General features: G+C 43.2%; 1 protein-coding gene. It reads left to right on the top strand.

Annotated features, from left to right (window positions below; translation table 11 throughout):
* Positions 1 to 46: 46 nt before the first annotated feature.
* On the top strand, positions 47 to 1,099 hold a 1,053-nt coding region (locus tag lacNas_RS06355), incomplete at its 3' end, for an IS3 family transposase (RefSeq protein WP_307865703.1).

Below are 1,099 nucleotides of genomic sequence, written 5' to 3'. Positions count from 1 at the left end.
TGATATGACCCCCGAAATTAGGACACTAATTTCGGGGGTTATTTTCATGACTAAATACACTAAAGAAATAAAACTCGCTATCTACCACGAATGGGTAGACGATCATAGAAGAGGCACCTACCTCAGCCGAAAATATGGGATGGAGCGTGGAGGAATCCAATATTTGGTAGACTTGATCCAAAAGCATGGCGAAGCCATTTTGGATCGCCCTCAACAGAAATATACTGCTGATTTCAAGCTTGCTGCCATTGATAGAGTTCTGCTAGGTGGTGAAGCTCTTAGGCAGGTTTCCTTAGACTTAGGGCTTACGAATCAAGGAATTCTTGCTAATTGGCTTCGCTCTTTCAAAGAAAACGGGTATATTGTCATTACCAAGAAGAAAGGTAGACCACCCAAGAATGCCCAAAAGCAAGGACAAACAGCGGATCAAAGAATTGGAAGAGCAGGTAAAGAGGCTTACAGTCGAGCTTGCATACGTAAAAAAATTGGAGGCCTTAATTCAAGAACGGAAGAGCCAAGAAAAGAAGAATTAGCTCGTGCAATCACTGAATTAAGGCAAGAGTTACGGCTTAGCGTTAAGTACATCATCGACGTTATCAATGCCAATCCTGGATTGCCTCATATCTCAAGAAGTAACTACTACTATCAGACTCATAAGCCGGACAAGGATTCTCGTAACCAGAAGCTGATGGATCGAATCAAAGAGATCTATCTTGAACACAGCCAGCGCTATGGGTACCGGAGAGTCTACGGCCAGCTTCGACGGGAAGGCTATGAGATCAACCATAAGAAGGTGCAGAGGCTCATGCAAAAGATGGGTTTATTCGGCATCTCAATCCGCAAGAGACGTAAATACAGCAGCTATTACGGCGTTCAAGGCAAGATCAAGCCAGACTTAATCAAGCGCAATTTCTACGCAATTATTCCCGACAGACATTGGTTTACCGACGTGACAGAATTCCATCTCAAAGATCAAAAGCTCTACCTTTCTCCAATTATTGATGGTTGTACCCAAGAAATCATCTCCTACAATATTTCTAGGCACCCAGACCTTAAGCAAGTAATGACCATGCTAGATGATGCATTTGAGAAGCATCCG

Source organism: Lactobacillus nasalidis (genome assembly GCF_016587775.1).
In the GTDB taxonomy this organism is placed as follows: domain Bacteria; phylum Bacillota; class Bacilli; order Lactobacillales; family Lactobacillaceae; genus Lactobacillus; species Lactobacillus nasalidis.
This window is presented reverse-complemented; position numbering and strand designations above follow the sequence as displayed.